Genomic DNA, 26149 nt, shown 5'->3' with positions numbered 1-26149 from the left:
TTTCGTTCCTGTGCGAGGCGCTATCCGAGAATATGCAAATAGTCATGGCCCGTCAGCCAGCACCAATTGAAGACCCCTGGCACTTCCTCGGTGGCAGGTTGCGGATATGAATAGATGCTGTCGACCTTGGTCCGAGGATCGATATCTCGCAAAAGCTGACCCAGCTTTGCTTCCTCCAGATGCCTGACTGCGTCACCATCATCTATGAATGATGTGTCGACCTGAAAGTGTATCTGAATGCCGCCTGCGCAAATGTTCAGCAGGATATCATCGCTCAACGCGGCGTAGTAGACAATCGTGCGCTTGAGGTCCCAGAGGCCGGCCGTGAGAAATTCCGAGGGTTTTGTCTTTCCATTGAATTTGTCCAAGGACAGCTTTAGCCGTTCCGTCACACGCTCGAATTTGCCCTTGAGTTGGGCCGCGCACTCGACCTGAAACCAGTTCATCCGGTAGGGAGCGGCGATGTCGAACGAAACCTCCACTTTGCCGAAGCACCAATAGAGTGGAACGTCATCACCATCATCGACGTTCCAATCGTCGGGCGTGCCAAGCACCTTCGCAACATCGATCATCTTCATCTCAGGGGAGAGCGGCCCCAGGATTCCGGTTGCCAAGAAATCGCGGAAGGAAGCGAGCTGTTTTTTCATCAGACGGACCACAATGCCCGATTGCAGATGCAGCTATAGCCGGTTACTGGCTGAAAATAATTCGATTTCATCGCATTAGCCTTTCATTCTGCACATTCGTCGAGACAATGGCGCCCTATCTGGAGGGATTCGAGAATGCACCTCAAACGACTGTTTCTTGTTGCCGCGCTGGCGGTCTTCGCCGCGGCACCGGCCGCAAGACAGGCTTTTGCCGAGGACGCCGCCAAGCCGGCCGATCCGGGCCTCTCTGACGTGCTGACCGATCTCTTGCATGGCGTCGAAGGCGAGAACGGCACGTCCGGCCCCGACAAGCGCGTGCCGTTCGGCCGCGAGGAGGTGCAGCTCTCCTTCGCGCCGCTGGTCAAGCAGACGGCGCCGGCCGTCGTGAATGTCTATGCCTCGCAGACCGCAAAGGTGACGTCACCTTTCGAAGGCGATCCCTTCTTCGAGGAGTTCTTCGGCCGTGCCCAGCCGCGCGCCCAGTCCTCGCTGGGTTCCGGCGTGCTGGTCGATCCGAGCGGCGTGATCGTCACCAACTTCCACGTCATCAAAGATGCTGACGAGGTGAAGGTCGCGACCGCCGACGGGCGCGAGTTCACCTCAAAGGTCATGCTCAAGGACGAGACGCTCGATCTCGCGGTGCTCAAGATCTCGGCCGACAAGCCGTTTCCGGTGATCGCCATCGGCGATTCCGACGCGCTTGAGGTCGGCGACCTTGTGCTCGCCATCGGCAATCCGTTCGGTGTCGGCCAGACCACCACCAGCGGCATCGTCTCGGCGCTCGCCCGCAGCCATATCGGCGTTTCGGATTCGGGCTATTTCATCCAGACCGATGCCGCCATCAATCCCGGCAACTCCGGCGGCGCCCTGATCAACATGGGCGGCCAGCTGGTCGGCATCAACACGGCCATCTACAGCCGCAGCGGCGGTTCGATCGGCATCGGCTTCGCCATTCCTTCGAACATGGTGCGCGCCTTCGCCGACGCCGCCAAGGCCGGGCTCGACTTCTTCGAGCGTCCCTATATCGGTGCGGAATTCGAACTGGTGACGCCACAGATCGCAGAGTCGCTCGGCATGGAGAAACCCACCGGCGCATTGGTGTCGTCCGTGGACGCCACCGGGCCTGCCGGCAAGGCCGGCCTGAAGCCTGGCGACGTCATCCTGTCGCTCAACAACACGCCGGTCGAAAGCATCGAGGCGCTCGACTACCGCATGGCGACGCTGTCGATCGGCACCAAGGCGACCTTCGCCGTGCTGAGCAAGGGGCAGCAGGCGACGTTGGAGATTCCGCTGGAGCGCGCGCCGGAAGGCGCCAAGCCCAGCGAGGTCACCTTGCGTGGCCGCAGTCCCTTTTCCGGCGCTAAGGTGGCGGAACTGTCGCCCAGGCTTGCCCAGCGGCTTGGCCTTCGCACCGATCTCAAGGGCGTCACCGTCATCGATATCAGCCGCGATTCGCCGGCCGCCGATTTCGGTTTCCAGCCGGGCGACATCGTGCGCGAGGTGAACGGCACCACCATCGAGACCGCGGCGACACTGGCGCAGGTTGCCCAGCAGGACACGCGCTGGTGGCGCTTTACCGTCGAGCGCGGCGGGCAGATACTGCGCCAGGTGTTGCGTTATTGAGGCGATCTGCCCATTTAGAGCATGATCCCGAACTGGAGGCCCGCGTAGCAAAAAGCGGGGACCGGCATTCGGACAAGATCGTGCTCTAAAACGAGCGGAACCGCGTTCAAACAAAAGACTTGCATGGCAGATCTGTTCAGTTCCGATGAGCCGGAAAAGGCGCCGCCCGGGCGGCCGCTGGCCGATCGGTTGCGCCCAAAAAACCTCGGCGAGGTCGTCGGGCAAGAGCATCTGACCGGACCTGACGGCGCGCTGACCAGGCTGATCGATTCGGGCTCACTCGGCTCGATGATCTTCTGGGGTCCCCCCGGCACCGGCAAGACGACAGTGGCGCGGCTGCTCGCCGGCGAGACCAACCTTGCCTTCGAGCAGATCTCTGCCGTGTTTTCCGGCGTCGCGGACCTCAAGAAAGTCTTCGAGGCGGCGAAGCTGAGGCGCGCCAATGGCCGCCAGACGCTGCTCTTCGTCGACGAGATCCATCGCTTCAACCGCGCCCAGCAGGACGGGTTTTTGCCGGTGATGGAAGACGGCACCGTGGTGCTGGTCGGCGCCACGACGGAGAACCCGTCCTTTGAGCTCAATGCAGCGCTTCTGTCGCGCGCGCGTGTGCTGGTGTTCCGTTCGCTGGGTGAGGACAGCATCGCCAAGCTTCTGGCCCGGGCAGAAGAAACCGAGGGCAGGGCGCTGCCACTCGACGAAGAGGCGCGCGCCATGCTGATCCGCATGGCGGACGGCGACGGCCGCGCCTCGCTGACGCTGGCTGAGGAAGTCTGGCGCGCCGCCAAGAAAGGCGAGGTGTTCGGGCCGGAAGGCCTGCAGCGCGTCATCCAGCGCCGTGCGCCCATCTACGACAAGGGCCAGGACGGCCATTACAATCTGATCTCGGCGCTACACAAATCGGTGCGCGGCTCCGATCCGGATGCCGCGCTTTATTACCTCGCCCGCATGTTCGATGCCGGCGAGGATCCGCTCTATCTCGGCCGCCGGCTCGTGCGCATGGCGGTGGAGGATATCGGGCTCGCCGACCCACAGGCGCTTGTCGTGGCCAATGCGGCCAAGGACGCCTATGACTATCTAGGCTCGCCAGAGGGCGAGCTCGCCTTTGCCCAGGCCGCCGTTTATCTCGCCACGGCGCCGAAATCGAACGCCGTCTACACTGCCTTCAAGGCCGCGACCGCGGCAGCCAAGGAGTTCGGCTCGCTGCTGCCGCCCAAGCACATCCTCAACGCGCCGACCAAGCTGATGAAGCAGGAGGATTACGGCGCCGGCTATCGCTACGACCATGATGAGCCGGAGGCGTTTTCGGGACAGGACTATTTTCCGGAGAAGATGGGCCGGCGCACTTTCTACGATCCGCCGGAACGCGGTTTCGAGCGCGACATCCGCAAGCGGCTGGAATACTGGGCAAAGCTGCGCGGCGAACGGAACAGCTGAGTTGCGCGGCCCGGCGGTCGGCCCGCTTCGACGCGAAGCCGCGTCGTGGTGGACCACACCTGCTGCGGCATTGTGCCGGGAAACAAAAAATCCTATCAAGACGCACGGCTGGCGGGGGTCGCCGTGATGTTGTCCCATGGAACAGGATCGCGCTCCCGCGCGAATGACAATGACAAAGCAAACCGTCAAGACGCTCCGCAAGGCCGCCATCGCCGTCGTGGTTCTCGCGCTCGCCTTCTATTTCATCCCGATCCTGACCACCATCTGGGTCGTCTGCGGCCTGGTCGATGTCATGCGCAACGACCAGAAGAACCAGAACCTGTTCGAGCGCTACTTCCTCGGCAACGGCCTGTTCACCTGGCTGTTGTCGCCGTTCAATCTGATCGTCGACCTTCTCAGCTACCGCAACCCCGGCGTCTGGAAGCCCGAGCAGTTCCCCGAGGACTATCAGCGCGAGATCAACGAGGTGCTGGGCGTCTTCAAGGCGCGCAAGGACGAGATCATCGCCGATATCGATGCCAATTTCGGCGCCGGCCGCCGCGGCATGTATGTCTACCAGTGGTACGGCAAGCACAAGATCGACAACGTCCCCGAATTCAACAAGGACTACAAATACATCAAGACGATCGCGGTATCCGTTTTCAGCAAGCGCGAATCGACGTCCTGGCATTTCGGTCCCCTCAGGCTCAGCCTGCGCATCCTCTACAATCTGATACCGGTGAAGGCCGAGATCTTCGTCCAGTGCGGCAGCAAGAAGAACTACTGGTATGACAATCCCTTGTTCATCTTCGACGACACGCTGTTCCACCGCTCGGTCAACGAATATGACGGCCGCCGCTACTGCGTCTTCGTCGACATCATCCGCCCGTCTCCGTTTCCGAGGCTGATCGCAGGCCTTCTCGCCATCGTCTCCGTCAGCGTGGAGCGTATCAATTCGGTCTTCTACAAGAACTGGAAGATGATCGGCTCGTCGAAGCCGAAGGCGGCCGCTAACTGACCACGGCGGAACCTCGCCTCGATCCGCCTTAAACCAACGTCCAATGGCGCGGACGAACCGCGACCTTTAGGACTCCAGCGCGGCTCCAGGACACGCGTAGCGATTTTTCGTCGGGAATTGCGCAAGATCAAATACGCGTTCCGGCCGGCGTTCTATCGAAAGCTGACCCGCAACTGGTAGCGGAATAGTCTACCGAGCATGATGACGGAGCGGCAGGAGGTTCCGCTCACCGGGAGGATTAGGTTGATTGGACGGCAACCAGCCGTGCACGCGGACCAGGTCGAGGCCTCGGTCGCCAAGAGCGATGCAGCCCATTCGGCGGTCGTCGCTTCGTGGCGGCGGTCCCTCCAATTGCACGGCCTGGACCCCGCAGCACGCACGGCGCCGCGGCGGCTGACCGAAGGCGAGCTCAGGCTCACGAGGCAGCGCATGGAGCGGTTGATCCGCGCGGCCGAACCCAGCCTCAATCGGCTCTATCTCGCCGTGGGCGGCGTCGGCTGCTGCGTCATGCTTGCGGATCGCGATGGCATCCCGGTGGAGCGACGGGGCGCTGTCGCGGACGACGAGACATTCGATGAATGGGGCCTGTGGACCGGCACCGTCTGGAGCGAGGACAGCGAAGGCACCAACGGCATCGGCACCTGCATCGCCGACCAGCGCGCTCTGACCATCCACCGCGATCAGCATTTCTTCTCCCGCAACACGCTGCTGAGCTGCACCACGGCGCCGGTCTATGATCATGAAGGCAATCTGGCGGCGGCGCTCGATGTCTCGTCCTGCCGGTCGGACCTGACCGAGGGCTTTGTCCAGCTCATCGCCGTTGCCGTGGGCGACGCCGCGCGCCGGATCGAAGCGGAAAATTTCCGCATGGTGTTTTCAGATGCCCGCATCTTGCTCGCACCCGTCACCGAGCGCAGCGCCGGTGCGCTGATAGCAGTTGATTCGGATGATCTTGTGATCGGCGCGACGCGCTCTGCCCGTCTTGGTCTCGGCATAACGCGGGAAGCGCTGGCGAGAGGACTGCTTGCCACCGATATTCTCGGCGACTGCGCAAAGACCGCTGAGGATTTGGACGATGCCGAGCGTGGTGTGGTTCAGCGGGCGCTGGCGCGCGCCGGCGGCAACGTCTCGGCCGCCGCACAGAACCTCGGCATCTCCCGCGCCACCCTGCATCGCAAGCTCGCCCGCTTCGACATTCGCCGCCCGCATTGATTGCAGACCGGACTGTCGCAGTTCTGCGACAGTCCGGCGCCACGATCATCCAGCCCCGGGCTGACAAGCCAGTGCCGATCCGCAACCCTTCCTCCCATAGCGCCGCATCCCGCGGCGTGCTCATTGGGAGGCAGTGATGAACAAGGTGGAATTCTCGCGCACGGCCAAGGTTCCTTTCGCCAAGCGCTACGACAACTTTATCGGCGGCAAGTGGGCCGCGCCGCTCTCCGGCAGATATTTCGACAACATCTCGCCGGTCACCGGCCGGCCGCTCTGCGAAATCGCCCGGTCGGACGCAAATGACATCGAGGCCGCGCTTGATGCCGCCCACACGGCTAAGGACGCCTGGGGCAAGACCAGCCCCGCGGCCCGCGCGCTGATCCTCAACCGCATCGCCGATCGCATGGAAGACAATCTCGACCTTTTGGCGCTCGCCGAGACCTGGGACAATGGCAAGCCGATCCGCGAGACGACCGCCGCCGACCTGCCTCTGGCCATCGACCATTTCCGCTATTTCGCCGGCGTGCTGCGCAGCCAGGAAGGCTCGATCTCCGAAATCGACCATGACACCGTCGCTTACCACTTCCATGAGCCGCTCGGTGTCGTCGGCCAGATCATTCCGTGGAACTTCCCGCTGCTGATGGCGGTGTGGAAGCTGGCGCCGGCGCTCGCCGCCGGCAATTGCGTGGTGCTGAAGCCCGCCGAGCAGACACCCGCCACGATCATGCTGTGGGCCGACCTCATCGGTGACCTCTTGCCCGAAGGCGTGCTCAACATCGTCAACGGCTTCGGCCTGGAAGCCGGCAAGCCGCTAGCCTCGTCGAACCGCATCGCCAAGATCGCCTTCACCGGCGAGACCACCACCGGCCGCCTGATCTCGCAATATGCCAGCCAAAACCTCATTCCGGTGACGCTCGAGCTTGGCGGCAAGTCGCCCAACATCTTCTTCCAGGATGTGACGGCGGAAGACGACGATTTCTTCGACAAGGCGATCGAGGGCTTCGTCATGTTCGCGCTCAACCAGGGCGAGGTCTGCACGTGCCCCAGCCGCGCGCTGGTGCATGAGAAGATCTACGACAAGTTCATCGAGCGCGCGCTGAAGCGTGTCGAGGCGATCGTCCAGGGCGATCCGCTCGATCCCGCCACCATGATCGGCGCGCAGGCCTCGAGCGAGCAGCTGGAAAAGATCCTGTCCTACTTCGACATCGGCCGCCAGGAAGGCGCCGAAGTCTTGACCGGCGGCGAGCGGAACTATCTGCCGGGCGATCTCGCCGGCGGCTACTACGTCAAGCCGACAGTGTTCAAGGGCAACAACAAGATGCGCATCTTCCAGGAGGAGATCTTTGGACCCGTCGTGTCCGTGACGACCTTCAAGGACGATGACGAGGCGCTGTCGATCGCCAACGACACGCTCTACGGCCTCGGCGCCGGTATCTGGAGCCGCGACGCGAACCGCTGCTACCGCTTCGGCCGCGCCATCCAGGCCGGGCGTGTCTGGACCAACTGCTATCACGCCTATCCGGCGCATGCCGCCTTCGGCGGCTATAAGCAGTCCGGCATCGGCCGCGAGACGCACAAGATGATGCTCGACCACTATCAGCAGACCAAGAACATGCTGGTCAGCTACAGCCCGAAGAAGCTCGGCTTCTTCTGATCCTCCCAGGGCGAAGAGGAGGGCGCGGCCCACCCGCGTCCTCCCGTCAGTCGAGGAGGATTTGATGGATAAGCTTTCATTGAGCAAGGTGTCGGCCACGCCGGAGGCCGAGGCGCTGCTTGCCGAGATCATCGCCGATCACGGCCCGGTTCTGTTCCATCAGTCGGCGGCTGCTGCGACGGCTCCTCGCCGATGTGCTACCCGCGTGGCGAGTTCATGATCGGCGACAATGACGTGAAATTGGGCGAAATCGGCGATACGCCGGTCTATATCAGTGCCTCGCAATATGAGGCGTGGAAGCACACCGATCTCATCATCGATGTGGTGAAGGGCAGGGGCGGGATGTTCTCGCTCGACAATGGCCGCGAGAAGCGCTTTCTGACGCGCTCGACGGTCTGCGCGGTGCTTACGCCTTCGGGCGATTGATCAGACGACGTTTGGGGTAATTATCGCGCTTTGTTGGGCCTTTGGCTCGCAACCTGTCCGCCTTAGTGCTATGGCGCCGTTTTCGAATGGAAAAGCAAAGTCATGGCGGGTGTTGAACAGATCACGGTTGAGGCCGGCGAGGCGGGCATGCGGCTCGACCGCTGGTTCAAGGTCCATTATCCGGGCCTGGGCTTCGGCCATCTGCAGAAGTTGCTTCGGTCGGGGCAAATCCGCGTCGATGGCGGCCGGGTGAAGGCCGACACGCGTGTGGAGCCCGGCCAGTCCGTCCGCGTTCCGCCGCTCGATGTCGATAAGAAGGGCGATGCGCCGCTCACCGGCCACTCGATCCGCAACCAGGGCGATGCCGACGTGCTCGCCAAGATGCTTCTGCATGAGGACCCGAAAGTCTTCGTCTTCAACAAGCCGGCGGGGCTCGCCGTGCAGGGCGGCTCAGGCGTCACCCGCAATGTCGACGACATGCTGGAGGCCTGGCGCAACAAGAAGGGCGAGAAGCCGCGCCTCGTCCATCGCCTCGACCGCGACACGTCCGGCGTGCTGGTGGTTGCCCGCACCCGTCTTGCGGCGATGAAGCTTTCGGAAGCGTTCCGCGCGCGCGAGACCAAGAAAACCTACTGGGCGCTTGTCAAGGGCGTGCCGCCCAAGCGCGAGGACAAGATCTCGACCTGGCTGATCAAGGAGCCCACGGAAGATGGCGACCGCGTGCGCGTAGCCGCGCATGGCGAGAAGGGCGCCGACCACGCCGTCTCCTACTACCGTGTCATCGAGCAGGCGGCGCAGACGATGACCTGGCTGGAGATGGAGCCCTATACCGGCCGCACGCACCAGCTTCGCGTTCACGCCGCCTACATAGGTTGCCCGATCATCGGCGATCCCAAATATTTCGAGGCCGATACCAACTGGGATTTCCCGGGCGGCATTCAAAACCGCCTGCACCTGCATGCGCGCCGCATCATCATCCCGCATCCGGACCACGGCGTCATCGACGTCACGGCGCCGATGCCGCCGCATATGCGCCAGAGCTGGAACCTGATCGGCTTCGACGACCAGAGCGCGGAAGACTGACTTGGCTGTCGCCCCCGCATTGGATCGCCGCAATGCAGTCGACATGGCCGCGGCGGCCATCATGGTCGGGCTGACCTTTTCCTGGGGCCTGAACTATGTCGCCGCCAAGGTGTCATACTCCGGCTACGACCCTGTCTTCGTCTCGATCGCACGTTCGCTCATCGGGGGAGCCTGCGTGTTCGCCTGGTGCCGGCTGCGCGGCATCAAGCTCTTCGAAGCGGATCGGACGCTGGCCGCCGGTATCGTCGTCGGCGTGCTCTTCGGCGTCGAGTTCCTGTGTCTCTATATCGGCCTCGAATACACGACCGTTGCCCGCAACACGCTCCTGGTCAACACCATGCCGTTCTGGGTGCTGATCGGCGGACATTTCCTGCTTGGCGAGCGTATCAATGCGCGCAAGCTCGGTGGGCTTGTTCTCGCCTTCTGCGGCCTGGCGGCGGTCTTCTCCGACGGCATCACTGCCGGCAGCGGCGCGACACTGACCGGCGATCTGCTCAGTCTCGGCTCGGGCATTCTCTGGGCAGCGACAAGCATCGTCATCAAACGATCGAGGCTGGTCGAGACGCGCGCGGAGAAACTGCTGCTCTATCAGCTGGCCGGCGCCGCCGTCGTCGGCCTGCTGGTGATGCCTTTCGCCGGTCCGCCCATCCGCGCGCTTGCCGTCCTGCCGACACTGGCGCTGCTGTTCCAGTCTTTCTATATCGTCGCCTTCACCTATGTGTTGTGGTTCTGGCTGCTCACGCGCTATCCGGCGGCCGGCTTGTCGAGCTTCGCCTTTCTGTCGCCGGTGTTCGGCGTCCTGTGCGGCGCGGTGCTGTTGGGCGAGCTGCCGACGACCAGGATTTTCCTGGCGCTCGGCCTGATTGCCACCGGGCTGATCATCGTCAATCGCCCGGCGCGCAGACAGCCCACACCATAGATCAGCTTGCGAAACGGCAAGCTGCCCTATCTCTTTGTGCTGACGCGATTGCGGACGCAAAACCGCTTCACACTTTTCCTCAAATTGCTTTAAGGAGTTCGGCATGCGCGACATCCTCGAAGACCTCGAAGCCGGTAAGCTGCTTTCGGATCCCGATCCTGTGCGCCGCGCCCAGATCCAGATGAAGACGCCGCTGCCGAAGCGTTTCTACAAGGCTGTTTCGGTGGCCCCTATCGAGAATGGCTTTGCCGTTCATCTGGACGGCCGCCCCGTGCGCACGCCGGGCAAGGCTGTGATGGTGCTGCCGACCGAAAAGGCTGCAGCACTTGTGGTCGCTGAATTCAGCGCGCAAGGCGAAGTCATTGATCCCGTGACGATGCCGGTCATGCGGCTGGTGAACACCGCCATCGACGGCGTCGCCTCCGATCCGCAGGCGGTGCTGGAGGATATCCTGCGCTTCGCCTCGTCCGATCTTCTTTGCTACCGCGCCGACGGCCCGCAAGGCCTGGTCGATCGCCAGAACAAGCATTGGGATCCGGTGCTGGACTGGGTGCGCAGCCATCTCGGCGCACGCTTCAACCTTGCCGAAGGCGTCATCCATGTCGAGCAGCCCCGCGAAACCATCGCCGTTCTCGGCGCGCATCTTGGCCAGCGCTCGGAACCGATGCGGCTGGCCGCCATCCATGTCATGACAGCGCTGACCGGTTCGGCGCTGCTGGCCTTGGCCGTCGATTTCGGCGAGCTCGACGGCGAGGAAGCCTGGGCCGCCGGCCATGTCGACGAGGATTGGCAGATCGAGCATTGGGGCCAGGATGCGGAGGCCTTGGCGCGCCGCTTGGCACGCAAGCGCGACATGATGGCGGCGGTCAGCCTGCTCGAGGCTCTTCAAGGCCAACGCAATTCCAGGAAAAGTGCGTAGCGGTTTTCCGTCCGGAATTGCGTAAACAAAACCTGGAGTGGATCGGCAATGTCCAGAGCCGAGCCACTCCACGCCTTCGCACTGCACCTAATACCAAAGTCATAATCCCATTGTCGCGGTGCCTTTCGCCCGCCCTTTCTGTCATTTTTTCCTTCGTTGGCTGCGTTTTCGAGTCCGCTTTCGCAGGGGCGCGGACGATGGCGCGCAGCCATCGAGGACAGACGGGATCTCACGGGAGGAACATCAATGGCAATGGCTTCGACCGCCGGCGGAACCAGCCGCGGCATGACGCGGGAGGAGAAGAAGGTCATCTTCGCCTCCTCGCTCGGTACCGTTTTCGAGTGGTATGATTTCTATCTTTACGGCTCGCTGGCCGCCTTCATCGGCTCGACCTTTTTCAGCCCGGCGATCCCGGAAGCGACGCGCAACATCTTCGCGCTGCTGGCCTTTGCCGCCGGCTTCCTCGTGCGTCCGTTCGGCGCGCTGGTGTTCGGCCGCATCGGCGATCTCGTCGGCCGCAAATACACCTTCCTCGTCACCATGACGATCATGGGCCTGTCCACCTTTCTGGTCGGCCTGCTGCCCGGCTATGCCAGCTGGGGCATTGCGGCACCCGTGATCCTGATCGGGCTGCGCATGCTGCAGGGCCTTGCGCTTGGCGGCGAATATGGCGGTGCCGCGACCTACGTCGCCGAACACGCGCCGGACGACCGACGCGGCTACTACACGTCCTGGATCCAGACCACGGCGACGCTCGGCCTGTTCCTGTCGCTGATCGTCATCCTGATCGTCCAGGGCTCGCTCAGCAAGGAGACCTACGCCAGTTGGGGTTGGCGCATCCCCTTCATCGTCTCGTTCCTGCTGCTCGCCATCTCGATCTGGATCCGGCTGTCGCTTTCGGAGTCGCCGACCTTCCAGCGCATGAAGGAGGAAGGCAAGGGCTCGAAGGCGCCGTTAACGGAAGCTTTCGGTCAGTGGAAGAACGCCAAGATCGCCCTTCTGGCGCTGCTCGGCCTTACCGCCGGCCAGGCCGTGATCTGGTACAACGGGCAGTTCTACGCCCTGTTCTTCCTGCAGAACGTGCTGAAGGTCGACGCATGGTCGGTCAACGTCATGATCGCTATCGCGCTGGCCGTCGGCTCGATCTTCTTCGTCGTGTTCGGCTGGCTGTCGGATAAGATCGGCCGCAAGCCCATCATCATGGCAGGCCTCGCGTTGGGCATCGTCTGCACATTCCCGCTGTTCAAGGCGCTGACCTGGGCCGCCAATCCGGCCCTGGCCACCGCGCAGCAGAACACCCGCGCGACGGTGACGGCGGCGCCCGGCGACTGCAAGTTCCAGTTCAACCCTGTCGGCACGGCGAAGTTCACGACTTCCTGTGATATCGCGACGTCGTTCCTGACCAAGAACTCAGTGCCTTACGACGTCGTTGCGACGGCGGCGCCCGGCACGGCTGCCACGGTCAAGGTCGGCAATGAGACGGTGGCGTCCTATGATGCCGTTGCCGCTGGCGATCAGGCCAAGGCCAAGGAGGCGGCCTTCCAGAAAGCGGTGAACATGGCGCTGCGGGACGGCGGCTATCCGCTGAAGCGCGCAGCAGCCAAGGTGCCGGATCAAAAGCTCGACGCCTTCATCGCGGCCAATCCCGAACTCAAGCTCGATGCCGCGGCCATCCGCGGCGGCGAAAAGGCGACGGTTCCGGCCGACAAGGCGATCGCCGACAAGCTGCTGACCAAGGAGGAGGCTGCTGGTGCGCCCGAAGTCACCGTCTACAACATCCCGGGCGGCGGTCCGTTCGCTATGACTGCCGATCCGGCAGCCATCAACTGGCCGCTCACGATCGGCATCCTGTTCATCCTGGTGCTGTTCGTCACCATGGTCTATGGACCGATCGCCGCGATCCTGGTCGAGATGTTCCCGACCCGCATCCGCTACACCGGCATGTCGCTGCCCTACCACATCGGCAATGGCTGGTTCGGCGGTCTGCTGCCGGCAACGGTGTTCGCGCTCAGCGCCTACAAGGGCGATATCTACTACGGTCTCTGGTACCCGGTTATCATCGCGGCAATGTCGCTTATCATCGGCATGATCTTCGTCAGGGATACGCTCGGCACAGACCTCCACGCCAAGGAATGACCTCGGTCATCCCGTTCAAACAGAAGGCCCGGCGTGAGCGATCACGCCGGGCTTTTTTTCATGCCCAATTGCAAGAAAGCGGACAGCTCAGCTCTTGCGCTGCTGGTTCTCTTCCTCGATCGCCGCTTCGTGGTACCAGCCGTCGAAGTCGGCGTGCTCGCCGCGAAGTGCCGCAAGTTCTGCCGCGAATTTGGCCTTTGCGCCTAAATTTGAGGCAGACTTGCGTGCTGCGAGCGGGAACAGCAGGACTTTTGCCGACGGCCGCGATGGCGTGACTTGCATTGCCGATCTCCTCGCCTTTTCAGGAGCGTACCGATTCACCTTCCCATCAAAATATGCCCTGCGACTCCTTTAGGCAATATGCTTACAAAGAGATCAGCAAATGCCTATTTTGTAAGCAAAAACGGCGCCTGAACGATCCAGTCGCATTGCTGAGACGGCTCAACAAAATCAACGCGTTGCCATGACCATTTTGCCGCACCCCGCGAAGGCCGAGTGGCATACGAATTGCTTTTTGACCGTCGGCAGGCCGGCTCGAGCCGGCCGAGCGTCGCCACCATTTGGCGGTGATCAAGCAACGAGAGGCTCTAGAATGACCAAATACAAGCTCGAGTATATCTGGCTGGACGGCTACACACCGGTCCCCAATTTGCGCGGCAAGACCCAGATCAAGGAATTCGCCGAGTTCCCGACGCTCGAGCAGCTGCCGCTATGGGGCTTCGATGGTTCCTCCACGAACCAGGCCGAGGGCCGCAGCTCCGATTGCGTGCTGAAGCCGGTCGCGCTTTATCCAGACCCGGCCCGCACCAACGGTATTCTGGTCATGTGCGAAGTGATGATGCCCGATGGCGTCACCCCGCATGAATCCAACAGCCGCGCGACCATCCTCGACGACGAGGATGCCTGGTTCGGCTTCGAGCAGGAATATTTCTTCTACAAGGACGGCCGTCCGCTTGGCTTCCCCGAGAGCGGCTACCCGGCCCCGCAGGGTCCGTATTACACCGGCGTTGGCTACAAGAACGTCGGCGATGTCGCCCGCCAGATCGTCGAGGAACATCTCGACCTTTGCCTCGCCGCCGGCATCAACCATGAAGGCATCAACGCCGAAGTGGCCAAGGGCCAGTGGGAATTCCAGATTTTCGGCAAGGGCTCCAAGAAGGCCGCCGACCAGATCTGGATGGCGCGCTATCTGCTGCTGCGTCTGACCGAAAAATACGGCATCGACATCGAGTTCCACTGCAAGCCGCTCGGCGACACCGACTGGAACGGCTCGGGCATGCACTGCAACTTCTCGACCAAGTACATGCGTGAAGTCGGCGGCAAGGCCTATTTCGAGGCGCTGATGGCGCAGTTCGACAAAAACCTGATGGATCATATCGCGGTCTACGGCCCGGACAACGACAAGCGCCTGACCGGCAAGCACGAAACCGCGCCGTGGAACAAGTTCTCCTACGGTGTCGCCGACCGCGGCGCTTCGATCCGCGTGCCGCACTCCTTCGTCAAGAACGACTACAAGGGCTACCTGGAAGACCGTCGCCCGAACTCGCAGGGCGACCCCTACCAGATCGCCTCGCAGGTGCTGAAGACGATCTCGCAGGTTTCGACCGCCGCGGTTTCGGCCGCCGCCTGATCTCCTCGCTTGCCAGGGCGCAGGCCCCTGGCGCGATGAGCACGCTAGAAAAGCCCCAGCGGAAACCCGCTGGGGCTTTTTGCATGGGATAAGCCGGCAATACAGGCCAGTCTGCCGCCACCGTCAGGCGGCAATCACGCACGCGATTTGAGCGCTGCCACCATCTTGGCGTGGGGCAGGGCGGGCGTGCGGTTCCCGTCGTTGTTGACCAAGGCGAGGAAGATGTCGCCGGAGAAATGCGAGCAGCCGGCGGTGCCGGTGCGCGAGCCCGGCCGGCACGCGCCGCGGCGGCTCGAAAGCCCGTCTTCTGAAATGAAAAGCCCTTGGAAGGGAGTGCCTTCCAAGGGCGGAATTTCTATCCGATCAGAAGCTTAGACCGAATAATACATGTCGTACTCAACCGGGTGCGGGGTCATTTCGAAGCGCATGACCTCGGCCATCTTGAGCTCGATATAGCTGTCGATCTGATCGTCGTCGAAGACGCCGCCGGCCTTGAGGAAGCCGCGGTCCTTGTCGAGGTTCTGCAGGGCTTCGCGCAGCGAGCCGCAGACGGTCGGGATCTTCTTCAGCTCCTTCGGCGGCAGGTCGTAGAGATCCTTGTCCATCGGCTGTCCGGGGTGGATCTTGTTCTTGATGCCGTCGAGGCCGGCCATCAGCATGGCGGCGAAACCGAGATAGGGGTTCGCGCCCGGATCGGGGAAGCGGACCTCGACGCGCTTCGACTTCGGCGAGTTGCCGAACGGAATGCGGCAGGAAGCCGAGCGGTTGCGCGCCGAATAGGCGAGTAGCACCGGCGCCTCATAGCCCGGCACCAGACGCTTGTAGGAGTTGGTCAGCGGGTTGGTGAAGGCGTTAATCGCCTTGGCGTGCTTGATGATGCCGCCGATGTAATAGAGGCAACTCTCCGACAGGCCGGCATATTCGTTGCCGGCGAAGGTCGGCTTGCCGCCCTTCCAGATCGACTGGTGGACGTGCATGCCCGAGCCGTTGTCGCCGAACACTGGCTTCGGCATGAAGGTGGCTGTCTTGCCGTAGGCGTTGGCGACCTGGTGCACGACATACTTGTAGATCAGCATCTTGTCGGCGTTGCGCACCAGCGTGTCGAACTTGATGCCGAGCTCGTGCTGCGCGGCGGCGACCTCGTGGTGGTGCTTTTCGACGCGCACGCCCATTTCGGCGAGCACGGTCAGCATCTCGGAACGCATGTCCTGGCAGGAATCGATCGGCGGCACCGGGAAATAGCCGCCTTTGATGCGCGGACGGTGGCCGAGATTGCCGGTCTCGTAGTCGGTGTCGTCGTTGGAGGGCAGTTCGGTCGAGTCGAGACGGAAGCCGGTGTTGTAGGGATCGGCCTTGTACTTGACGTCGTCGAACACGAAGAACTCGGCCTCGGGACCGACATAGATGGTGTCCCCGATGCCTTCCGCCTTCATGTAGGCCTCGGCCTTCTTGGCGGTGCCGCGCGGATCGCGGTTGTAAGCCTCGCCCGAAATCGGATCGAGGATGTCGCACAGGATGACCATGGTCGACTGGGCGAAGAACGGATCCATATGGACGGTATCCGTGTCCGGCATCAGCACCATGTCGGATTCGTTGATCGCCTTCCAGCCGGCGATCGAGGAGCCGTCGAACATGACGCCGTCGGCGAACATGTCTTCCTCCACCTCGACGACATCCATCGTCACATGTTGCAGCTTGCCCCGCGGATCGGTGAAGCGCAGGTCGACGAATTTCACGTCGTTGTCCTTGATCTGCTTCATGATGTCTTTGGCTGTCGTCATGTCATTTCTTCCCTGTGTGATGACGTCCGGAAATGGATTGTAGGTTTGGTCAGATGGCGTCGATGCCGGTCTCGCCCGTGCGGATGCGCACGACTTCCTCTATGTTGGAGACGAAGATTTTTCCATCGCCGATGCGGCCGGTCTGCGCCGCCTTGCGGATGGCCTCGATTGCTCCTTCGACGGCCTCGTCGCCAAGCACCACCTCGATCTTCACCTTGGGCAGGAAATCGACGACATATTCGGCGCCGCGATAGAGCTCGGTATGGCCCTTCTGACGGCCGAAACCCTTGGCTTCGGTGACGGTGATGCCTTGCAGTCCGGCCTCCTGAAGCGCTTCCTTCACTTCGTCCAGCTTGAATGGCTTGATGATCGCTTCGATCTTTTTCATGTAAAAAGTGGCCTCCACTGCCAAGAAGACGGGTTGTGTGCCCCGCTTGCGCCTTCATCAAGCACGAAGCGTGCCAATCCTGAGGAGCGCAGACGGTGAGGGGCGTTTTCGCGCCCATGCCGCGTCCGGATGCAAATTCGCGTCATCGGCTGCATCGGATGCGTCATGGACGCCCAAACCGTATACATCGCTCCTCCTCGCGTCTGCGCAAAAAATGGGCAGACAGCGCAATTTGCAGGCTGAACCCCTCCCGGATGCGACCGCATTTGCAAGACAATGCGCGGTCACTGGTTTGCTTCGAACCGAAAACTGGACAATGCTTGATCGCATGGAGATCGGCAATCCCATGCGCAATGAACTTCTATCGCCGGCCGAAATGGCCGAGGCCGACAGGTTGACAATCGCGGCCGGACCGCTCGACGGCTATCGCTTGATGCTACGCGCGGGCGAGGCGGTCGCGGCCGTCGTGCTGGCGCGCTATCCTGGCTCGAAGAAGGTGCACGTGCTGTGCGGCCCGGGCAACAATGGCGGCGACGGCTACGTCGTGGCGCGGCTGCTGGCCGAGGCCGGCGTCGATGTGGCCCTATGGACATTGGGCGAACCGAAGGCAGGCAGCGACGCCGCGCTCGCGGCGGCTGATTGCGCTCTGGAGCGGCACCCGCTTTCAGCCTTCACCGCGGAAGCTGGATCGCTGGTCGTCGACGCCATCTATGGTGCGGGCCTGTCGAAGCCTCTCGCCGGCGACGCCAAAGGCGCGGTCGACACCGCGACGGGCATGAACCTGCCGGTTATCGCGATCGACCTGCCTTCGGGCGTTTCAGGCGAAAGCGGTGAAATCCTCGGTTCGGCATTTGGCGCGGCTCTCACGGTGACCTTCGCACGAAAGAAGCCTGGGCATCTGCTGCTGCCTGGCCGCGAGCGATGCGGCGAGATCGTGTTGGCCGACATCGGCATTCGTGACGAGATCATCGACGAGGTCGCGCCGCGGGCCTTTGAGAACCGCCCCGGGCTCTGGATCGCAAGCTTTCCCGCGCCCGCCCTCGACACGCACAAATACAAGCGCGGTCATGCCAGCGTCTTTTCGGGCGGACCATCGGCGACGGGCGCGGCGCGCCTGTCGGCGCTTGCGGCCGCCAGAAGCGGAGCAGGGGCCGTCACCGTGCTCTCGCCCCCCAACGCCATGCAGGTCAACGCTGCGCATCTGACCTCGATCATGCTGCGCAAGGTCGACGCGATCGAGGATGTGCATGATCTTATCGGCGATCGCCGGCCGTCCGCCTTCGTTCTCGGCCCCGGCTTCGGCATCGGTGACAAGGCGCGCGATTTCGCGCTCGCCGTGCTCGCCAAAAACCGGCAGGACGGCGGCGTTGAGGGCCTCGTGCTTGACGCCGACGGCATCACCTCTTTCCGCAATGCGGCCTCGACGCTGTTCGAGGCGGCCGCCAGACCGGACGCGCCGGCGTTGATCATGACGCCGCATGAGGGTGAGTTCGGCAGGTTGTTTGCCGACATTGCCGGCAACAAGGCCTTGTCGAAGCTGGCCAAGGCACGCGAAGCCGCGCAGCGCGCCAACGCCGTGATCGTCTACAAGGGCGCCGACAGCGTGATCGCCTCGCCGGATGGCCGCGCCGCGATCAACAGCAATGGCGCGCCATGGCTCGCCACCGCCGGGTCGGGCGACGTGCTGGCGGGCATCATTGCCGGGCTCCTGGCGCAAGGCATGCCGGTCTTCGAAGCGGCTTGCGCCGCGGTCTGGATCCATGCCGAAGCCGGCAGCCGCTTTGGGCCGGGTTTGATCGCAGAAGACCTGCCTCTGGCCATGGTGCCGGTTCTTCGCGAACTGGCGCAGAGCGCTGTCCTATGAAGCGGCTGGGGCTGCTTGTTGCCGTCCTGGCCGCTTTCATTGCCCAGCCGGCGCGCGCCGCCGATCATCCGGTTGCCATCATCGACGACCCACGCGTGCTCGCCGCACTAGATGCCGGGGGATATGGCTTCGCCGACCTCTTCGGCGTCGACGGCAGCGACGATCTGAAATCCCTCTATGATGAGGCACCAGCCTATCACGCCATCGTCGACACAGTGGCCGGCGATGTCGCCGCGTTGCGCACCGAGATGAAGGCCGGCGGCCGCTCTCTCTACGAAGTGACCGACGGCAATGTCGGCCGCATCATCGACATGCGCTGGCTGAAGACGAATGCGGCGCGCTTCCGCCTTGTCGGCGTCGTCAACCGGCTCGACCGACGCGATTTCGCAACGCTTGGCAACGAGACGAACTGCGGCGAGGTGCGGTTCATCTATCGCCTGGCCTACAGCTTCAGGAAGAACGGCAAGCAACTGGCCTCGCGCCTGCCGTTCAACTTCAGCGCCATATACCGCGTCGCGCAAGACGCCGACGGGGGCTGTGTAGGCGCTGCTGGCCGCTGGACGCCGCAGCTCGACGAAACGGTCGATGCCGGCTGGTTGACCGGCGGGCCGCTCGAAAAGGCCTCGCTATCCTTCAAGCAGCTCGAGCTCAACGCGCAGGTGGTGCGCTTTCCTTCCGGCCAGGAAACCGAGTTCGGCGGGCAGGCCGCCTACCTGATGCGCATCTTCAGCATCGATGGTTCGACGGTCGGCGAGAGGCCGCTGGAAAATACGCCGGACACGGCCCGGCTTGCCGAGGACGCCGATCTGAAAGCGCGGCTTGCCGACTATGTCCGCGCCAATGCCGCTGCGGTCGATCTCGGCGTCTACGAAATCCCGGATGAGTTCCTCGCCCGAAAAGTCATCTCCTGGTCGACCTTCGGCAGCGCAAGGCAAGCCAATCATCCGTTCACGCCGCTATTCGACCCAAAGGAGTTCGCCGGGCTCGACTATTCGAAGTTTACCTTGGCGCGCACGCCGGACGCTTTGATCGAGCGGCTCGACAACGGCGCCTGCCAGGGTTGCCATCAGGCGGGCTCGACCGCCGGCTTCCATTTCATCGGTCTCGACGACGCCACGACCTCGCCGCTCAACCGTATCGAAGTCGGCATCTCGCCGCATCTCCATGCCGAGATTGCGCGCCGCGAGGCGTGGCTCAAGGCGACGGCTGAAGCTAGGGAGCCCAATCGTTTTCGTCCGCTCTCCTTCGCACCGCCCGCCGTCTGGAAGGATGCGGGCGAGCCCGCCTATGCGCCGGCCGAAACGGCAATGCCATGCCTGATGCCGGATGACGCAAGCCGCTTTGGCGGCACCTGGCAATGCGGCGCCGGCACGGTCTGCACGCCGATCGCGACCGCATCGGGCGTGAGGACCAAATTGGCGCAATGCCTGCTGCCCAAGGAGAGCCCTGCGATGTTTTCCGGCCATCCTTGCCTGACCGGCTCGATCGAGAGTAACAGCGCCCAGCCGTTCAACGATCGCTACAAGATCACCGGCCAATTCGCTGCTTTCGCGCCGGCGATCTCGCGCACTGCCTATACCTGCCGGCCGCCGAAGATCGGCGTTCCGGGAGGCTTCGCGTATCGCGCCTGCGACGACAAGGATCGCGCCTTCTCCGCTTTCAAGCCCGGCAAGCCGATGCCGAGCGAGATCTGCGGCCTAGTCGGCGGCAAGAAGTTCGATATCTGCGTGGCCACCAACAATTTCGACCAGTGTCTCGGCGGTTCGGTCAACCGCGGCAACCGCCCAGCCTGCTCGGCTGACCATTTCTGCCGCGAGGATTATATGTGCCAGTCGCTGCCGCCGGACACACCGGGCGCCGCCAGGGTCAAGGGCATCGGCTTCTGCTCGCCGACTTATTTCATCTTCCAGATGCGCATCGACAATCACGCCACGCCTTGGGCGACCACGGCGCGCGCGAGCATGGGCGCGGGTTTCGGGGCGGCAGCCGAGGAATAGGTCAGGTGAATTGCGGCGCGTTTTTTCGGATCGCCGCCGCGAGCGCCTCGCGAACCCTGTCCTCGGACACCGCGCACGTGTTCTCCACCCAACCCGGCGTCGAAATCGGCGGCTCGAGAAAAATCACCTGTTCGTTCACCGGACCGTGCATATAGGCTCGGTTCAAGCCGTATATGAGCACACAAGGGCCGCCCAGCGCCCCAGCAGCGTGGGAGATGCCGCCATCGACTCCGAGAAAAATGGTCGAGGCCGCGATCTGGCACATGGCTTCTGCAATATCGGACGTCGAGGTAAAATCGATCGCCTCGGGCAAACAAGCCCTGATTTCCGCCGCAGCCTCCCGCTCGCGCGGCCCGCCGATCAGCCAGACCGACCAGCCGCGGGCAACATGGTCGCGCGCGATCGAGACGAAGCGCTCCATCGGCCACGAGCGCTTGTTGGCAAAGTCGGATGTGTAGAGGGCAATCGCCGGCTTCGCAGGGTCGATCCCGTTGCGCCGACGCCAACCGGCAAGCTCTTCGGCGGAAACAACCAGCTGCGGAGCCGGCAATGGTCCGTCCTCGGCAGGCCTTTTGCCGAGACGCGCGATTGCGCAAACCTGGTCTGCCACCCGCGTCTTGCGCGGGCCGAATGCAAGCATCGATTTCAGCCAACCGGCGGGCAGCCGGTTGACGATGCCGAACTGGAACTCGCGCGGATAGCCGATGCGCTCCGGTATTCCGGCCAGCCATGGCACCAGGCAAGCCTTGGTGCTGCTGGTGAGCATATAGGCCGCCTGGTAATTCTCCCGGCGGATTTCGCGTGCCAGACCAGCCCGCTCTTTCAGCCCTGGCTTCCAGTGCTTCTCGGCTATCCAGGCCTTGCGAACATGCGGCATCAGCCGCGCCAGCGGCGCGGCGACCCTTGAAGTGATGATGTCGATCGGCTGCTCCGGGAATCTCTCGGCGATGATCCGGGTGGCCGAGTGGCAGCGGATGAAATCACCGATCGCCGGCAGGCAGAAGATCAGGATGGGGCGCAATGCGCGATACTCTTTCGATCCGGAACGGTCAGCGCTGCTAAGAAACACCTGCGTGATGTCTCATGGAAGCGCTTCGCCATCAAGAATACGGTGGTAGAGCTCGATATAGGCTTTTGCGGCCTTTTCGATCGGGAACCGGTCTGCCGCGGATTCGCGGCATCTTTGCGCCGACAAATCGTCGATTTCACCGAAACCGCGCGCGAACTCCTCATCCGTGTCGAAGAAACGGCCGGTATCGGCATCGACGGTTTCGGGCAGCGCGCCACGCGCCGTGGTCAAGACCGGCGTGCCGCACAGCATGGATTCGACCGGCGCGTTGCCGAAAGGCTCCTCCCAGGAAATCGGATTCAGAAAGGCCTTGGTCTCGCCCAGCAATCGCACCTTCGGTTCACCATCGACCATGCCGTGATAGCGGAAGCGCGGCGACAGGCTCTTGAAGAACACGCCCTCGCGTCGCGTCTTGCTGCGGCCAAGCAGCTTCCAGCGCGAGCCGCCGGCGATATCGAGCTTGAAATCGTACTTTTTCGCCAGGTCAACCGCCCGGTTAAGGCCCTTTCCGGCCCGCGCGATGGCCGCCATGAAGAATAGATGGTCGTTCTTCGTCGCTGCCAGGCGATAGGCATCCACCGGAAAGCCGTTGTAGACGAAGGTCTTGCGCCCATGCAGCTCGGCATGGCGGGCGCTGATGAAGCTCCAGTTCGGCTGCGGCCGCGGATAGTCCGGCAGATGGCCGCGCTCGGTATTGAGCGTCGGGAAGGGAACTTCGACCTTCCAGGCATGGAGATGGACGATGTCGGTATCCTTGGGAACAGCCGCGCGGCACTCGTCATTGGTCACCGCGTGGCGGACCTCGCACATCGGATGCGACGATCCCGGGCCGGCGATCAATGTCACCTGATGCCCCATCTTGACCATTTCCGTAGTCAGCCATTCGACCTGCCGCTGGATGCCGCCATAGCCTTTGCACGGAATAAGGCCCTGGGCCGCAAGTGTTATTCGCATTTCGTCTCCGCGCTCATGTTAGCGGTTGTCCCTTCGGCTGGCGGGAGGTCTTTCACAGCGGAATGTTGTCGTGCTTCTTCCAGGGGTTCTGCATGTCCTTGTTGCGCAGCATGCGCAACGCCCGCGCGACGCGGCGCCGGGTCGAGTGGGGCATGATCACCTCGTCGACATAGCCGCGTTCGGCGGCGACGAAGGGCGACAGGAAGCGGTCCTCGTAAGTCTTTGTATGGGCGGCGATTTTCTCGGGGTCGCCGATATCCTTGCGATAGATGATCTCGACCGCGCCCCTGGCGCCCATCACCGCGATCTGCGCCGTCGGCCAGGCATAGTTCATGTCGCCGCGCAAATGCTTCGAAGCCATCACGTCATAGGCGCCGCCATAAGCCTTGCGGGTGATGACGGTGATCTTCGGCACGGTCGCCTCGGCATAGGCGAAGAGCAGTTTGGCGCCATGCTTGATTAGCCCGCCATATTCCTGCGCGGTGCCCGGCAGGAAGCCTGGCACGTCGACGAAGGTGACGATGGGAATTGAAAAACAATCGCAGAAGCGCACGAAGCGCGCGGCCTTGCGGCTGGCGTCGGAATCGAGCACGCCGGCCAGCACCATCGGCTGGTTGGCGACGAAACCGACCGTGCGGCCCTCGACGCGGCCGAAGCCGGTGACGATGTTCTTGGCGAAACTCTGCTGGATCTCGAAGAAATCGCCTTCGTCCGCGACCTTCAGGATCAACTCCTTGATGTCGTAGGGCTTGTTGGCATTGTCGGGGATCAGCCGGTCGAGCGACAGGTCGTGATCCGTCACCGACTGGTAGCACTCGATCTCGGGAATCTCGGCTGTGTTCGACGCCGGCAGAAGATCGACCAGCCGGCGCATCTGCAGCAGCGCCTCGACGTCATTGTCATAGGCGCCATCGGCGATGGAGGATTTGGTGGTGTGCACGCTTGCGCCGCCGAGACTTTCCGCGGTCACCGTCTCGTTGGTCACGGTCTTCACCACGTCCGGTCCGGTGACGAACATGTAGGAGGTGTCGCGCACCATGAAGATGAAATCGGTCATGGCGGGCGAGTAGACGTCACCGCCGGCGCAGGGACCCATGATCAGCGAGATTTGCGGGATGACGCCGGAGGCGAGCACATTGCGCTGGAATATCTCGGCATAGCCGCCAAGCGCCGCCACGCCTTCCTGGATACGTGCGCCGCCGGCGTCGTAGAGGCCGATGATCGGCGCGCGATTGCGCAGAGCCATCTCCTGGACTTTGATGACCTTCTCGGCATGCGCTTCCGACAGCGAGCCGCCGAACACGGTGAAATCCTTGGCGAAGATATAGACCGGGCGCCCATTGACCGTGCCCCAGCCGGTGACGACGCCATCGCCGGCGATCTTGGTCTTCTCCATGCCGAAATCGGTCGAACGATGCTCGACATACATGTCGAACTCTTCGAACGAGCCCTCGTCGAGGAAGATCTCGATACGCTCGCGCGCAGTGAGCTTGCCCTTCTTGTGCTGCGCCTCGATGCGGTCCTTGCCGCCGCCCATCCGGGCAATCTCGCGGCGGCGCTCGAGTTCCTTCAGCACGTCTTTCATCGCTAGTCCTCAAAACCAATAGGTAATTTGTGGTAATCGCGCCGGCAGGGGAGCGCAAGAACCTCTGTTTTGCTGCACCGCAACATGACGCCCCTTGCATTTCGGGACGAACTCAGCCATATGCAGCGGCATAGGCGCTTGGGCCGGGATATCCGGCCTTCTCGACGAATGAGACTGGTTGCGTCTGTTTTCCCTCTTTCCGGCAAATCGGCCCTGGTCGATCGGCAAGCTGGCGAAAAAGCCCCGAGGCATGATGCCTGCGGGCACGACAGCGCAGCCGCGCGGACGATTGTCCGCCGCCTTGTCGTTCCATGACAATTTATCCGACGGCAGGTTGCGCCCTGCCGCCATTGATGTTTGCGGCCACAAGGCCGCGTGAAAGAAGATTATTTTGACCAACGAAAACACAGCGGAACTGAACGGTTTCGCAGCACTTGGGATTTCCGGCGCGCTGCTCAAGGCGACCCATGCCGCCGGCTTCACCGATCCGAAGCCGATCCAGATGCAGGCGATCCCGCCGCAGCTCGAGGGGCGCGATATTTTCGGTATCGCCCAGACCGGTTCGGGCAAGACGGCGGCCTTCGCGCTGCCGATTCTCTCGAAGATCATCGGCCTCGGCACCAAGCGCCGGCCGAAGACGACGCGGGCGCTCATCCTGGCGCCGACGCGAGAGCTAGCCGTGCAGATCGAGGACACCATCAAGATCCTCGCTAAAGGCGCGCATGTCTCGACCGCGCTGGTGCTCGGCGGCGTCTCGCGCTTCAGCCAGGTGAAAAAGGTTGCGCCCGGCGTCGACATTCTGATCGCCACGCCGGGCCGCCTGACCGACCTGGTGCGTGAGGGCGACCTCATCCTTGCCGACACCAAATGGCTGGTGCTCGACGAGGGCGACCGCATGCTCGACATGGGCTTCATCAACGACGTCAAGCGTATCGCCAAGGCGACTGCGCCGGACCGCCAGACGGCACTGTTCTCGGCCACCATGCCCGATGAAATCGCGGAGCTTGCCAAGGGCTTGCTGAAGAACCCCGTCCGTATCGAAGTCTCGCCGCAAAGCACCGCTGCGGTCGAGATCGTGCAGAGCTTGGTGCTCGCCCGCACCAAGCAGAAGCGCCAGGTGCTGTCCAAGATGCTGGCCGACGAGGCGATGCGTTCGGTGATCGTGTTCTCGCGCACTAAGCATGGTGCCGACCGCGTCACCAAGGACCTTGCCCGTGACGGTTTCGAGGCGGCCGTCATCCACGGCAACAAGTCGCAGAACGCGCGCCAGAAGGCGCTCAACGATTTCCGCGACGGCTCGGTGCGCATCCTGGTCGCGACCGATATCGCGGCGCGCGGCATCGACGTGCCCGGCATCAGCCATGTCGTGAATTTCGACTTGCCTGACGAAGCGGAGAGCTATGTCCATCGTATCGGCCGCACCGGCCGCAACGGCAGGGACGGTATTGCGATCACGCTGTGCGATCCTTCGGAAAACGCCAAGCTGCGGCAGGTCGAGCGCATCATCCGCATGAAGCTGCCGGTCGTCGCCGACCATCTCGGCAGCCCGGATCCGCAGCGCGACCCCAGGGAAAAGACCGAGCGTCATTTCGAACTGGCCAATGACCGCGAGCATCACGGCGCCCGTCGCGATGGCCGCCGCCCGGGCAACGGTAGCGACAACAAGCGTTTCGGCGGCAAGCCTCACGGCGAGCGCGCTCCGAAGCCGCAGGGCGAACGCCTGGCCGCGGCCAAGCCGAATGGCTCGAGCAAGCCCGACGGCTTCAAGCGCTTCAAGGGTAACAACAAGCGCCGCTTTGGCGGCAAGCGTCCGGCGAACCGGGCCGCCTGA

22 protein-coding genes and 1 pseudogene are annotated in these 26149 nt (G+C 62.9%); 14 read left to right on the top strand and 9 right to left on the bottom strand.

Annotation, left to right across the window (positions count from 1 at the left end; all coding sequences use genetic code 11):
* Nucleotides 1-20: 20 nt before the first annotated feature.
* On the bottom strand, nt 21-647 hold the full coding sequence (locus tag LB535_RS25530; protein ID WP_224634166.1) for a hypothetical protein: 627 nt from the start codon (nt 645-647) through the stop codon (nt 21-23).
* Between the two features lie 135 nt (nt 648-782).
* Here LB535_RS25530 and LB535_RS25525 point away from each other — a divergent pair, with 135 nt between their 5' ends.
* The 10 genes and pseudogenes from LB535_RS25525 to LB535_RS25480 all read left to right on the top strand — a co-directional run bounded on the left by LB535_RS25525 (nt 783) and on the right by LB535_RS25480 (nt 13050).
* Entirely contained in the window at nt 783-2270 is a 1488-nt protein-coding gene (locus LB535_RS25525) for a DegQ family serine endoprotease (RefSeq protein ID WP_095765502.1), read from the top strand.
* Nucleotides 2271-2393: 123 nt separating this feature from the next.
* Nucleotides 2394-3704: a replication-associated recombination protein A gene (locus LB535_RS25520; protein WP_224634165.1), complete on the top strand. Its 1311-nt coding sequence runs from the start codon at nt 2394-2396 to the stop codon at nt 3702-3704.
* A gap of 169 nt (nt 3705-3873) precedes the next feature.
* The gene (locus LB535_RS25515; protein ID WP_224628210.1) at nt 3874-4701 is read left to right on the top strand and encodes an aspartyl/asparaginyl beta-hydroxylase domain-containing protein; all 828 of its coding nucleotides are present in this window, start codon (nt 3874-3876) and stop codon (nt 4699-4701) included.
* Between the two features lie 264 nt (nt 4702-4965).
* Complete coding sequence (locus LB535_RS25510) at nt 4966-5913, top strand: helix-turn-helix domain-containing protein (protein WP_224634164.1); 948 nt, start codon at nt 4966-4968, stop codon at nt 5911-5913.
* 136 nt (nt 5914-6049) lie between these two features.
* Nucleotides 6050-7567 (top strand): aldehyde dehydrogenase, encoded by a 1518-nt coding sequence (adh, locus tag LB535_RS25505; RefSeq protein WP_224547495.1) that lies wholly within the window; start codon nt 6050-6052, stop codon nt 7565-7567.
* Between the two features lie 64 nt (nt 7568-7631).
* A pseudogene (locus tag LB535_RS25500) lies at nt 7632-7993 on the top strand (DUF779 domain-containing protein).
* 102 nt (nt 7994-8095) lie between these two features.
* Nucleotides 8096-9076 carry an RluA family pseudouridine synthase gene (locus LB535_RS25495; protein ID WP_140847581.1) on the top strand — a complete coding sequence of 327 codons (981 nt, stop codon included), beginning with the start codon at nt 8096-8098 and terminating at the stop codon, nt 9074-9076.
* A 43-nt stretch (nt 9077-9119) separates the two neighbouring features.
* The gene (locus LB535_RS25490; protein WP_224634172.1) at nt 9120-9995 is read left to right on the top strand and encodes a DMT family transporter; all 876 of its coding nucleotides are present in this window, start codon (nt 9120-9122) and stop codon (nt 9993-9995) included.
* Nucleotides 9996-10098: 103 nt separating this feature from the next.
* Entirely contained in the window at nt 10099-10914 is an 816-nt protein-coding gene (locus LB535_RS25485) for an ATP12 family chaperone protein (RefSeq protein WP_224634163.1), read from the top strand.
* A 246-nt stretch (nt 10915-11160) separates the two neighbouring features.
* Nucleotides 11161-13050: an MFS transporter gene (locus tag LB535_RS25480; RefSeq protein ID WP_224634162.1), complete on the top strand. Its 1890-nt coding sequence runs from the start codon at nt 11161-11163 to the stop codon at nt 13048-13050.
* A gap of 87 nt (nt 13051-13137) precedes the next feature.
* Here the strand turns inward: LB535_RS25480 and LB535_RS25475 are convergent, their stop codons facing one another.
* Nucleotides 13138-13332 carry a DUF2735 domain-containing protein gene (locus LB535_RS25475; RefSeq protein WP_140544917.1) on the bottom strand — a complete coding sequence of 65 codons (195 nt, stop codon included), beginning with the start codon at nt 13330-13332 and terminating at the stop codon, nt 13138-13140.
* 310 nt (nt 13333-13642) lie between these two features.
* Between LB535_RS25475 and LB535_RS25470 the strand changes: the two genes are divergently transcribed.
* Nucleotides 13643-14680, top strand: coding sequence for a glutamine synthetase beta-grasp domain-containing protein (locus LB535_RS25470; protein WP_095765491.1), 1038 nt, complete (start codon nt 13643-13645; stop codon nt 14678-14680).
* Between the two features lie 134 nt (nt 14681-14814).
* Here the strand turns inward: LB535_RS25470 and LB535_RS25465 are convergent, their stop codons facing one another.
* Genes LB535_RS25465 through LB535_RS25455 form a run of 3 tightly spaced genes read right to left on the bottom strand, consistent with a single transcriptional unit; the run spans nt 14815 to nt 16849 of the window.
* On the bottom strand, nt 14815-15024 hold the full coding sequence (locus LB535_RS25465; protein WP_095765490.1) for a hypothetical protein: 210 nt from the start codon (nt 15022-15024) through the stop codon (nt 14815-14817).
* Between the two features lie 27 nt (nt 15025-15051).
* A complete protein-coding gene (gene glnA / locus LB535_RS25460; RefSeq protein ID WP_095765489.1) occupies nt 15052-16461 on the bottom strand; it encodes a type I glutamate--ammonia ligase in 1410 nt (469 codons plus the stop codon).
* Nucleotides 16462-16510: 49 nt separating this feature from the next.
* A complete protein-coding gene (locus tag LB535_RS25455) occupies nt 16511-16849 on the bottom strand; it encodes a P-II family nitrogen regulator (protein WP_018428041.1) in 339 nt (112 codons plus the stop codon).
* Between the two features lie 346 nt (nt 16850-17195).
* Here LB535_RS25455 and LB535_RS25450 point away from each other — a divergent pair, with 346 nt between their 5' ends.
* Nucleotides 17196-18713, top strand: coding sequence for an NAD(P)H-hydrate dehydratase (locus LB535_RS25450; RefSeq protein ID WP_224634161.1), 1518 nt, complete (start codon nt 17196-17198; stop codon nt 18711-18713).
* Nucleotides 18710-20710, top strand: coding sequence for a hypothetical protein (locus tag LB535_RS25445; protein WP_224634160.1), 2001 nt, complete (start codon nt 18710-18712; stop codon nt 20708-20710). Before LB535_RS25450 ends, LB535_RS25445 begins: the two co-directional genes overlap by 4 nt.
* Nucleotide 20711: 1 nt before the next feature.
* Here LB535_RS25445 and waaF read toward each other — a convergent pair whose 3' ends face one another.
* The 4 genes from waaF to LB535_RS25425 are packed head-to-tail and all read right to left on the bottom strand — an operon-like array spanning nt 20712 to nt 24669.
* The gene (gene waaF, locus LB535_RS25440) at nt 20712-21731 is read right to left on the bottom strand and encodes a lipopolysaccharide heptosyltransferase II (RefSeq protein WP_224634159.1); all 1020 of its coding nucleotides are present in this window, start codon (nt 21729-21731) and stop codon (nt 20712-20714) included.
* 60 nt (nt 21732-21791) lie between these two features.
* Nucleotides 21792-22733 (bottom strand): glycosyltransferase, encoded by a 942-nt coding sequence (locus LB535_RS25435; RefSeq protein ID WP_224634158.1) that lies wholly within the window; start codon nt 22731-22733, stop codon nt 21792-21794.
* 52 nt (nt 22734-22785) lie between these two features.
* Complete coding sequence (locus LB535_RS25430) at nt 22786-24318, bottom strand: acyl-CoA carboxylase subunit beta (RefSeq protein ID WP_140542881.1); 1533 nt, start codon at nt 24316-24318, stop codon at nt 22786-22788.
* Between the two features lie 9 nt (nt 24319-24327).
* Nucleotides 24328-24669, bottom strand: coding sequence for a hypothetical protein (locus LB535_RS25425; RefSeq protein ID WP_224634157.1), 342 nt, complete (start codon nt 24667-24669; stop codon nt 24328-24330).
* A 40-nt stretch (nt 24670-24709) separates the two neighbouring features.
* Between LB535_RS25425 and LB535_RS25420 the strand changes: the two genes are divergently transcribed.
* Complete coding sequence (locus LB535_RS25420; RefSeq protein WP_224634156.1) at nt 24710-26149, top strand: DEAD/DEAH box helicase; 1440 nt, start codon at nt 24710-24712, stop codon at nt 26147-26149.

Origin of the sequence: Mesorhizobium sp. CA10 (genome assembly GCF_020165285.1) — a bacterium.
Lineage (GTDB): Bacteria > Pseudomonadota > Alphaproteobacteria > Rhizobiales > Rhizobiaceae > Mesorhizobium.
This window is presented reverse-complemented; position numbering and strand designations above follow the sequence as displayed.